The organism is Streptomyces sp. NPDC047072 (assembly GCF_040643855.1).
Classification (GTDB): domain Bacteria; phylum Actinomycetota; class Actinomycetes; order Streptomycetales; family Streptomycetaceae; genus Streptomyces.
In genome coordinates this window covers 18,953-28,379 of record NZ_JBEYVC010000135.1, presented here as the reverse complement: position 1 = coordinate 28,379, position 9,427 = coordinate 18,953, and the positions used below count along the sequence as shown (strand labels likewise).

At 69.3% G+C, this 9,427-nt stretch carries 10 protein-coding genes; 8 read left to right on the top strand and 2 right to left on the bottom strand.

Annotation, left to right across the window (positions count from 1 at the left end):
• The 3 genes from ABZ896_RS38410 to ABZ896_RS38400 all read left to right on the top strand — a co-directional run.
• Nucleotides 1–672 (top strand): alpha/beta hydrolase (locus ABZ896_RS38410; RefSeq protein ID WP_360939535.1); only part of this gene is annotated, 672 nt, incomplete at its 5' end.
• A 175-nt stretch (nt 673–847) separates the two neighbouring features.
• Nucleotides 848–1,855 (top strand): NAD(P)H-binding protein, encoded by a 1,008-nt coding sequence (locus ABZ896_RS38405; RefSeq protein ID WP_360939533.1) that lies wholly within the window; start codon nt 848–850, stop codon nt 1,853–1,855.
• A gap of 170 nt (nt 1,856–2,025) precedes the next feature.
• Nucleotides 2,026–2,286 (top strand): hypothetical protein, encoded by a 261-nt coding sequence (locus ABZ896_RS38400; RefSeq protein ID WP_360939531.1) that lies wholly within the window; start codon nt 2,026–2,028, stop codon nt 2,284–2,286.
• A 136-nt stretch (nt 2,287–2,422) separates the two neighbouring features.
• Here the strand turns inward: ABZ896_RS38400 and ABZ896_RS38395 are convergent, their stop codons facing one another.
• Together ABZ896_RS38395 and ABZ896_RS38390 are read right to left on the bottom strand one after the other, a co-directional pair.
• Nucleotides 2,423–3,145, bottom strand: coding sequence for a methyltransferase domain-containing protein (locus ABZ896_RS38395; protein ID WP_360939541.1), 723 nt, complete (start codon nt 3,143–3,145; stop codon nt 2,423–2,425).
• Nucleotides 3,146–3,264: 119 nt separating this feature from the next.
• Nucleotides 3,265–3,888, bottom strand: coding sequence for a TetR/AcrR family transcriptional regulator (locus ABZ896_RS38390; protein WP_360939529.1), 624 nt, complete (start codon nt 3,886–3,888; stop codon nt 3,265–3,267).
• A gap of 139 nt (nt 3,889–4,027) precedes the next feature.
• Here ABZ896_RS38390 and ABZ896_RS38385 point away from each other — a divergent pair, with 139 nt between their 5' ends.
• From ABZ896_RS38385 to ABZ896_RS38365, 5 genes are all read left to right on the top strand, one after another.
• Entirely contained in the window at nt 4,028–4,843 is an 816-nt protein-coding gene (locus ABZ896_RS38385; protein ID WP_360939527.1) for an oxidoreductase, read from the top strand.
• Between the two features lie 113 nt (nt 4,844–4,956).
• Nucleotides 4,957–6,597, top strand: a complete 1,641-nt coding sequence (locus tag ABZ896_RS38380) for an FAD-dependent oxidoreductase (protein WP_360939539.1) — start codon at nt 4,957–4,959, stop codon at nt 6,595–6,597.
• Nucleotides 6,594–8,066 carry an ATP-binding protein gene (locus ABZ896_RS38375; protein WP_360939525.1) on the top strand — a complete coding sequence of 491 codons (1,473 nt, stop codon included), beginning with the start codon at nt 6,594–6,596 and terminating at the stop codon, nt 8,064–8,066. The genes ABZ896_RS38380 and ABZ896_RS38375 overlap by 4 nt, the downstream gene beginning before the upstream one ends.
• Complete coding sequence (locus tag ABZ896_RS38370) at nt 8,063–8,413, top strand: UBP-type zinc finger domain-containing protein (RefSeq protein WP_360939522.1); 351 nt, start codon at nt 8,063–8,065, stop codon at nt 8,411–8,413. Before ABZ896_RS38375 ends, ABZ896_RS38370 begins: the two co-directional genes overlap by 4 nt.
• A 126-nt stretch (nt 8,414–8,539) precedes the next feature.
• Nucleotides 8,540–9,418: an alpha/beta hydrolase gene (locus ABZ896_RS38365; RefSeq protein WP_360939520.1), complete on the top strand. Its 879-nt coding sequence runs from the start codon at nt 8,540–8,542 to the stop codon at nt 9,416–9,418.
• Nucleotides 9,419–9,427: the final 9 nt, after the last annotated feature.

Here is a 9,427-nt window from a genome sequence, read left to right as displayed (position 1 = left end):
GCCCCAGACGGCTCCTACCGCGCGTTCTCGACCGGCCAGGACGTCCTGACCCTGGTCGAAGCGCTCGGGCGCGAGCAGGCGGATATCGTCGGCCACGACTTCGGAGCCGCGGCGGCGTACGGAGCTGCGAGCCTCGACGCGAGGCGTGTCCGCAAGCTTGTCACCGTGTCGGCTCCCCATGGCCGTCAGCTGCTGAACGCATTGGTCACCGACGGTGACCAGCAGCGACGCAGCTGGTACATGTTCTTCTTCCAGACAGCCCTGGCGGAGGCGGCCGTCGCACACGACGACTTCGCCTTCATCGACCGGCTCTGGCGGGAATGGTCACCCGGCTACGAGTGGACGGAGGCGGAGCGTGCCGCGCTCAAGGAAACCCTGGGTGCTCCAGGAGTCCTGACCGAGATCCTGGGCTACTACCGCCAGTTGTTCACGCCCCCCGCGGACGAGGCGGCCCAGTCCCTGCAAGCCCGGGCCTTCGGTGCCATCACCGTCCCGTCGCTCTACCTCCACGGTGCCGACGACAACTGCTTTGCCGTGGAGTTGAGCGACGGCATGGACGACCTGTTCACGAACGGTTTCGAACGCATCGTCATACCCGGCGCGGGGCACTTCCCGCACGTCGAACAGCCCGAGGCGGTCGCCGATCGCATCCTGGGCTTCCTGAACAGCTGACCCTCCTCCGACCGCCCAGGTCGGGGCCCCGCCGAGGCAAGCCCCAAAGCGGGCAGCAGGAGCGTCGCGCCGAGGTCAATGCCACACTCCTCGACTTCCTCGCCCGTCTGGGACGACTTCACATCTTCGGCTTCCTGAACGGCCGACCCACCCCCACCAGATGGAGGACACAACAATGTCGGAGCGCAATCCCATTCTGATCACCGGCGCCGGCGGTCATGTCGGTGGCGTGAGCAGGGTGATGATCGACATGCTGCTCGAACAGGGCCACCCGGTGCGCGCGTTCGTGCGACGGGACGACGAACGCGCGCAGTCGCTGCGCGAGGCCGGTGCCGAGGTCTTCGTCGGCGACCTGTTCAAACTCGCGGACGTGGCCGCCGCACTGAAGGGTGTCAAGCGCATCTACTTCAGCATGACCCCGCAGCCGTACTACGTCGATGCCCTCACCTTGATGGCCACGGCGGCGCGAGCCCAGGGCGACATCGAGGCCTTCGTGCACCTGTCCAACCACGAGCAGTCGTACATGACGTTCGAGAAGATGACCGCACCGGATGAGGAGCGGCGTTCCTGGCTCGGCGGACTGGTCACGGACTGGTCACCGCAGCAGCGGGCGCACTGGGTCTGCGAGCGGGTGCTGGAGTGGTCCGGCCTCCCGACCGTCAACGTGCGTGCGACCCTGTTCGCCGAGAACCCCCATCTGACCTGGATGCTGGCGGGCGGGCTGAGCAATGGTGAACTGCGCCTGCCCTTCGGCGACCAGCGGCTCGCGCCCATCGCCGTTCACGACGTGGCGGAGGTGTGTGTGAAGGCGCTGGTCGACCCCGCACCGCACATCTCGAAGTCGTACGCGCTCACCGGCCCGGAACTGAAGGACATGTACGGGTTCGCGGAGGACTACGCAGCCGTGCTGGGACGCCAGGTCGTCTACATCCCTGAGGAATTGGAGGCCTGGCAAGATGCCTTCCTCGACGAGACCGCCCTGCAGAAGGACCTGGGCGATCCGGGTACGGCCCGGCACGTGGCGGCGCACCTGAGGGTCCAGACCAGTCTGATCGCCGGCGGGCGGTACGACGAAGTCTCCGACCAACTGGAAACCCTGCTCGGGCGCGCACCGCGAACCTTGCGGTGGGTGCTGCAGAACAACACTCGCCTGCGCGAACTGGCGGGTGCCCCGAGCCAGTGAGCGCTCCGAAGTAACCCCCTCGTCGGACTGGTCGTGGCGCTCGTCCTCGCGGGGATCGGGCGTGCGGCCGAACGGGCTGATCAGGGCAGGGCGTTCGGCTCAGAGCGCCCCGGGGCCCTTCGCACGGTGCGACACCCAGGGGATCACGCGTGCTCCCCTGGGTGTCGGGCATGCGCGAGCAGCGCGGCCACGACGTCGTCCGCCTGGTCCTCGGTCTGTTCGACGACCGTGCCCACCGTGTCGGCCCGGCCGGGGCGCCGGTCTCCTCGGCTTCGGCGAGCGCGCGGCAGACGGAGGCGACCGAGGGGTGCCGTCCGGCGTTCTTACCGGTCTTGAGGGTCAGTTTCTTCGCGATCCCGGGGACGGGGACGCCTTTGTCGCCGTCGTACTCGACGACCATGCGCAGGCCCGCCGTGAACTCGCCGAGCTGACCGGTCGTTCGACGGGGCCGGTGACGATCGCCGCGTTCTCCTGGGGCAACTGCGTCTCGCACGGAAGGGGGCCACCCCCAGCCGGCCAAGGAAACCCGGTCAAGCGGATTCCCGCAGCCCGTGCTCCATCTGCCCTCTAGGCGGAGGCGGCAGCCACGAAGAACGGAATGGCGATGAGGAAGCGGCCGGCCTCGGCGCGTCGGCGCTGTTCGGCGACCCACTCATCGGCCTGGTCACGGCCGACCGCACCGCTCGTGCAGGCCCCCTCGGAGAGCATGGTGGCCAACGACAGCATCGCAGGATCGGTGAACACGCTCGTGTGCACCTCGACGGTGACGTCGTCGAAGCCGCCGTCCAGGAGCAGGTTCCGGTACTGGCGGCCGGCGCGGGGCGTGCCCAGGAGGTCGGCACGGGCGTGCACGATCGTGCGGGTGAGCGCCGCGTCATCGGAGTCGACCATGATGGCGTCCCAGTCCTGCCCGACCAGGACGATCCTGCCGCCCGGGCAGAGGACGCGCCGCGCTTCCGCCACCGCGCGCCACGGCTCCTGAAGAAATTGGAAGACCTTGTCGGCACGGTAGCCGCGCACACTTCCGTCGGCGAACGGCAGATCCTCCGCCCCCGCCTCCCGGAACTCGGCCCCCGGCCACCGCTCCCGGGCCGCGGCCAGAATCCACGGATCGGGATCCACGCCCACCGCGTGGACGCCACGCTCGGCCAGCTCACCGACGGCCCGCCCGGCACCGCAGCCGACGTCCACGACAGACGAGCCCGAGACAAGAGACAACAGTTCATAGGAGCGGGCCCGCAGCAGGCTTGCGCTCTGCATCTGGTCCATCGCGTCGAGCAGGGCCAGCATGGCCTCGGTGTCCCGGTGCTTTTCCACAGCTTCCTGGTTCTTGGTTGATGGGCCTGCTGCACCCCGTACGGGACGCAGGCCGACGCCGTCGCTACGGCGCGGACGGCGCCGTGCCCTTGTCAGTGGTGGTGCGGGCGAGGCAGCAGGGCGAACGCGCTCTCCGCGATCGAGGTCAGGCGTTCGGGGCTGTGGCCATACGCGCCGACGACATCGCTCCCGCGGACGACGGTCAGCAGGAGGTACGAGAGGTCGTCGGGATCCGCGTCGGGGTCGATGTCGCCGTTGCGCTGCGCCGCTCGCACGCAGTCGGCCACCGCCGCCCGGACCACGGAGAAGCACTCGCTGGCCAGGCGTTTCACCTCGGGGTCGGAGGCGCCGATCTCCAGGGCCATCTTGGCGGCGAAGCAGGCCGCCCCCGCCCGGTCCGAGGCGGGTGGTACGTCGGCGGCGAGTGGTACCCCGTGGACGGCGCGGAGCAAGTACTGGTGCAGTCGTTCCAGGGCGCCCTCGTCCGGTCCGTCGAGCATCTTGCGCGGACCCTGCGCCAGCCTGGCGAAGTAGCCGGTCATCGCTTCCATCAGCACGCCGTGCTTGCCGTCGAACGCGCCGTAGAGGCTGCCGCGGCCCAGGCCTGTGGCGGCGCTGATGTCGTCGACGCTCGTGCCGTTGTAGCCCGAGGTCCGGAACTGCCGCTCGGCGGCATGCAGGACGTGGTCGCGGTCAAAGCTGCGTGGTCTGGCCATACAGAGACGGTAAAGCCGACCCACCCTTCTTGACAACTCGGTACAGAACTGCCTAGGTTTCGGACTGTTCAGTAAACAACCGTGCTGAACTCACCGGACAGTGCCCGACGAAGCCATGCCCACAACCCAAGGAACCACCATGCAGACAGCTCACCGAGTGGCCCTCGTGACGGGCGCATCCTCCGGGATCGGGCGGGCGGCGGCGCTCGCCCTGGTGGGCGCCGGCTTCGCGGTGGTCGGCACGAGCCGCAACGCGGCGAAGGCCGAGCCGCTCGCCGGAGTGACGTTCCTCGATCTCGACGTGGCAAGCGACAAGTCGGTCCGCGCCCTCGTCGGAGAGGTGATCGATCGGTTCGGCCGGATCGACGTCCTGGTCAACAACGCGGGCGTGGGCGCGGTCGGAGCCGGCGAGGAGAGTTCGACCAGCCAGGCCAAGGAGGTCTTCGACATCAACGTCTTCGGCGTGATGCGGATGACCAACGCGGTGTTGCCCCACATGCGCGCCCAGGGCGGTGGCCGCGTGGTCAACGTCTCCTCGGTACTGGGTCTGATCCCAGCCCCCTTCATGGCCGTCTACGCCGCCACCAAGCACGCGGTCGAGGGCTACGCCGAGTCCGTCGACCACGAGCTTCGCGAGCACGGCGTCCGGATGCTGCTGGTCGAGCCGGCCTACACAAAGACGAGTTTCGAGGCGAGCAGCATGGCCCCCGACTCGCCCCTGCCGGTCTACGCCGCACAGCGGGAGGTCTCCCGAGACGTGCTGGCCACGGCCGTGCGCAACGCCGATGGCCCGGACGTCGTCGCGAAGGCGATCGTCGCGGCCGCCACCGATTCCAGGCCCAAGCTCCGGTACACCGCCGGCTCGATGGCCAAACGCGTCAGCGTCCTGCGCCGGATCGTGCCCTCGCGCGCCTTCGACGGACAGATCCGCAAGCTCAACCGACTGGCCGGCTGACCCCGCATCACGGGTCGGCGCCCGAGGAGACGCACATGTCCGAACCAGAGACACCGAAGCCGGCATCAGCATCTCTCGGCAGACCGCTCCTGGACGCTGCGCGGACCGTCATCATGACCGTGGACGACGATCCCGGGGTGTCCCGGGCCGTCGCCCGCGACCTGCGGCGGCGCTACGGCGCCTCGTACCGGATCGTGCGCGCGGAGTCCGGCGAGTCCGCGCTGGAGGCGCTGCGGGAGCTGAAGCTCCGTGGTGATCTGGTCGCGGTGATCCTGGCCGACTACCGCATGCCGCAGATGAACGGCATCGAGTTCCTCGAACAGGCCATGGACGTCTACCCGGGTGCCCGGCGGGTGCTGCTGACCGCGTACGCGGACTCGGATGCGGCGATCGACGCGATCAACGTCGTCGACCTCGACCACTATCTCCTCAAGCCGTGGGACCCCCCGGAGGAGAAGCTCTACCCGGTCCTCGACGACCTGCTGGAGGCGTGGCGGTGCAGTGACTTCCGGCCGGTGCCGAGCACCAAGGTCGTCGGTCACCGGTGGTCGGCGCGTTCGTCGGACGTACGGGAGTTCCTGGCCCGCAACCAGGTGCCCTACCGCTGGTACTCCACCGAGGAGCCCGAGGGGCAGCGGCTGCTCGCGGCCGCGGGGCAGGACGGGCAGCGGCTGCCGGTGGTGATCACGGCGGACGGTACGGCGCTCGTCGAGCCGGAGGTGCCCGAGCTGGCCGCGCACGTGGGGCTGGCGACGACGCCCACGGCCGACTTCTACGACCTGGTCGTCATCGGCGGCGGGCCGGCCGGGCTGGGCGCGGCCGTGTACGGGGCCTCGGAGGGGCTGCGGACCGTGCTCGTGGAGCGGTCGGCGACCGGCGGGCAGGCGGGGCAGAGTTCGCGGATCGAGAACTATCTGGGCTTCCCGGACGGGGTGTCCGGCGGCCAGCTCACCGACCGGGCGCGACGGCAGGCGTCGAAGTTCGGCGCCGAGATCCTCTCCGCGCGGGAGGTGACCGGTCTGGAGAGCAGCGGCGCGGCGCGGCTCGTACGGTTCTCGGACGGGTCGCAGATCGCGGCGCACAGCGTGATCCTGGCGACCGGTGTGTCGTACCGCCGGCTGGAGGCGCCGGGTGCCGACGAGTTGTCGGGCCGCGGGGTGTTCTACGGGTCCGCGCTCACCGAGGCCGCCGCCTGCCAGGGCCACGACGTGTACATCGTCGGCGGCGCCAACTCAGCCGGGCAGGCGGCCATGTACCTGTCCAGGGGCGCCAAGTCGGTCACCCTGCTGGTGCGCGGAGCGGACCTCACCGCGTCGATGTCGCACTACCTGATCCAGCAGATCGCCCAGTCGCCGAACATCTCGGTGCGGGCCCACACGGTCGTCGAGGCCGCGCACGGCGACGGCCACCTGGAGCAGCTGACGTTGCGCGACACGACGAGCGGTCGGACCGAACTCGTCGACGCGCAGTGGCTGTTCGTGTTCATCGGCGCGGCCCCGCTGACCGACTGGCTGGCGGGCACGGTGTTGCGGGACGAGCGCGGGTTCATCCTCGCCGGGCCCGACCTGACCGCCGACGGGCGGCCACCGGCCAACTGGGAGCTGGACCGGCCGCCGTACCACCTGGAGACCAACATCCCCGGCGTGTTCGTCGCCGGGGACGCGCGCGCGGAGTCCGCCAAGCGGGTCGCGTCCGCCGTCGGAGAGGGAGCCATGGCCGTGATGCTCGTCCACCGGTATCGGGAGCAGTCATGAGTGGGCGGCTGATGCCGTGCGACGCGGCGGAGATCAGCTCGCTGTTCCTCTTCGAGAAGCTCAGCGCCGAGCAGATCGACAAGCTGTGCAACGAGGGACGGATCGAACTGTTTGACCCCGGGCCGGTGTTCACCGAAGGTGACCCGGCGGCCAGCTTCTACGTGATGATCGAGGGCACGGTCGTCATGTCGCGCCGGGTGGGCAGCGACGACATCGAGGTCAGCCGCACGTCCCAGCCAGGGGTGTACGCGGGAGCCCTGCGGGCCTACGTCCGGGACGGGAAACCGCAGCGGTACATCAACTCGATGCGGGTGTCGGAGCCGACGCGGTTCTTCGTCCTGCCCGCCGAAGCGTTCGCGAACTTCATGCACGAGTGGTTTCCGATGGCGATCCATCTCCTGGAGGGGCTCTTCCTCGGTTCGCAGACCTTTCAGCGGGCCGTCGGGCAGCGCGAACGGCTCCTGGCGCTGGGCTCGTTGTCCGCGGGTCTCACCCACGAGCTCAACAACCCGGCCGCGGCGGCCGTACGGGCCACCTCGTCGCTTCGGGACCGGGTCGCGCACATGCGCAACAAGCTCGGCACGATCGCCTCGGGCGCCTATGACCACGACCTCCTGAAGGACCTGGTCGACTTTCAGGAGCGTACGGCCGAGCGGGTCTCCAAGGCGCCGCCACTGAGCCCGCTCGAAGCGTCCGACCGGGAGGACGAACTCGCCGACTGGCTGGACGACCACGGTGTCCCCAACGGCTGGAAGATGGCGCCCGCCTTCGTGCAGGGCGGTCTCGACGTCGACTGGCTTGAGCAGATCGCGGCGGCCGTGGACGAACAGGAGATCCTGCGGAGTGCCGTCGAGTGGCTCACCTACACGGTCGAGGCCGAGCTGTTGATGTCCGAGATCGAGGACTCCACCACCCGTATCTCGCACCTCGTCGACGCCGCCAAGCAGTACTCGCAGCTGGACCGCGCGCCCTATCAGGTCGCCGACGTCCACGAACTCCTCGACAGCACGCTGCTGATGCTGTCGGGCAAGATCGGTCCTCAGATCGAGGTCGTGAAGGAGTACGACCGTTCGGTGCCGAGGATTCCGGCCTACCCGGCCGAGCTGAACCAGGTGTGGACCAACCTGATCGACAACGCGGTCTTCGCCATCAAGAGCGCGGGCGGCGAAGGGACGTTGACCGTACGCACCGCTCTGGTGCACGACCGGCTGCTGGTGGAGTTCCGCGACACGGGCCCGGGAGTGCCGGCCGAGATCCGCGGCCGGATCTTCGACCCGTTCTTCACGACCAAGCCAGTGGGCGAAGGCACGGGGCTGGGGCTCGACATCTCCTGGCGAATCGTCGTCAACAAGCACCACGGCGACCTGAAAGTCGAGTCCGTACCGGGCGACACCCGCTTCCAGGTGCTGCTGCCACTGACCGCCACCGACCCCGTTCCCGTCCCCGACCCGGCCCAGGAGCCGTCATGACCAAGGACAACGGCATCGACCCCAGCGTCCCGCCCAGCGGGGCCGGCTGCGTCGAGTGCGACGCCGACGGCGGCTGGTGGTTCCACCTGCGGCGCTGCGCCCAGTGCGGCCACATCGGCTGCTGCGACGACTCACCGTCCAAGCACGCCACCGGCCACTTCCGGGACACCGGCCATCCGGTGATCCGCAGTTACGAGCCGGGCGAGACCTGGTTCTGGAACTTCGAGACGTCCGAGCTGTACGAGTCCGGTCCGGCCCTGGCTCCTCCGGACGCCCACCCTGCCGACCAGCCCGCGCCGGGGCCGGCGGGGCGCGTGCCGGCGAACTGGGCGGACACGCTGCGCTGAGCCTGGCCGACCAGGGCTGTCAGTGGTGGATGTCAGCCGCCCCGCCACGGATCCCACCACTTGAACAGTCCAGCAGCCCACCCCGGGGTGACCTGGAACCACCTACTCACGAATTAGGACAGAACCATGGAGCGCAACGAGTCTCCCGACACGACGTACGCGAGAACCTGGAGCAACGGCCGCGGCGAGATGCGGTTCTTCACCCGGGCCGACGGTTCGCGGCTGCGCTACTACACGGTGGGCACCGGCCCCGCCCTCGTGCTGATGCACACCGTGCGCGGCCAGCTCGACTACTTCCAGCGGGTGATCCCGCTGCTGTGGGACCACTACACGATCTACGCGCTGGATCTGCCCGGGATGGGATGGTCCGACATCGTCCCCGGCGCGCAGTACGAGGAGCCGCAACTGCGGGCCGCGATCGTCGAGTTCGTCCGCGGACTGGACCTGCACGACGTCACCCTGTCGGGCGAATCGCTCGGGGGCGCCCTGTCCCTGTCGGCATCGGTCGACCTGAAGGACCGGGTCAGCCGGGTCGTGGCGTTCAACAGCTACGACTACCCCCAGGGAGGTGAACGCGGAAACCTGATCGCCCGCGTCATCATCTCCAGCGTGCGGATGCCCGTGCTGGGCCCCTTCTTCGCCACCCAGGAGCCGCGGCCCATCTTCCGGGCCATCCTGCAGGGCGGCTACGTCGACAAGACCAAGCTGCCCGAGGACTTCATCACCGAGCTACTGAGGAGCGGCCGTCGCAAGGGCTACGACAAGGTGGGCCGAGGGATCTTCCGCAGCCTCAAGGGATTCGACCGGGCCCGCGAGCGTTATCCGCGCGTGTCGGCACCCGTCACCCTCGTCTACAGCGAGAACGACTGGTCCCGGCCTGCCGAGCGAGACCGCGTGGCCAACGCGCTGACGGACGTCCACCGCATCACTGTGCCCCGCACCGGCCACTTCTCCGCCTTGGAGCGCCCCGACGAGATGGTGCGGATCCTGCTCGACGCGGCCTGACCCAAACGA

What these genes read in the sequence shown, in the direction of transcription:
- ABZ896_RS38395 (WP_360939541.1), bottom strand. Translation starts at nt 3,145, where the DNA reads ATGCTGGCCCTGCTCGACGCGATGGACCAGATGCAGAGCGCAAGCCTG.
- ABZ896_RS38385 (WP_360939527.1), top strand. Translation starts at nt 4,028, where the DNA reads ATGCAGACAGCTCACCGAGTGGCCCTCGTGACGGGCGCATCCTCCGGG.
- ABZ896_RS38380 (WP_360939539.1), top strand. Translation starts at nt 4,957, where the DNA reads ATGACCGTGGACGACGATCCCGGGGTGTCCCGGGCCGTCGCCCGCGAC.
- ABZ896_RS38370 (WP_360939522.1), top strand. Translation starts at nt 8,063, where the DNA reads ATGACCAAGGACAACGGCATCGACCCCAGCGTCCCGCCCAGCGGGGCC.
- ABZ896_RS38400 (WP_360939531.1), top strand. Translation starts at nt 2,026, where the DNA reads ATGCGCGAGCAGCGCGGCCACGACGTCGTCCGCCTGGTCCTCGGTCTG.
- ABZ896_RS38390 (WP_360939529.1), bottom strand. Translation starts at nt 3,888, where the DNA reads ATGGCCAGACCACGCAGCTTTGACCGCGACCACGTCCTGCATGCCGCC.
- ABZ896_RS38365 (WP_360939520.1), top strand. Translation starts at nt 8,540, where the DNA reads ATGGAGCGCAACGAGTCTCCCGACACGACGTACGCGAGAACCTGGAGC.
- ABZ896_RS38375 (WP_360939525.1), top strand. Translation starts at nt 6,594, where the DNA reads ATGAGTGGGCGGCTGATGCCGTGCGACGCGGCGGAGATCAGCTCGCTG.
- ABZ896_RS38405 (WP_360939533.1), top strand. Translation starts at nt 848, where the DNA reads ATGTCGGAGCGCAATCCCATTCTGATCACCGGCGCCGGCGGTCATGTC.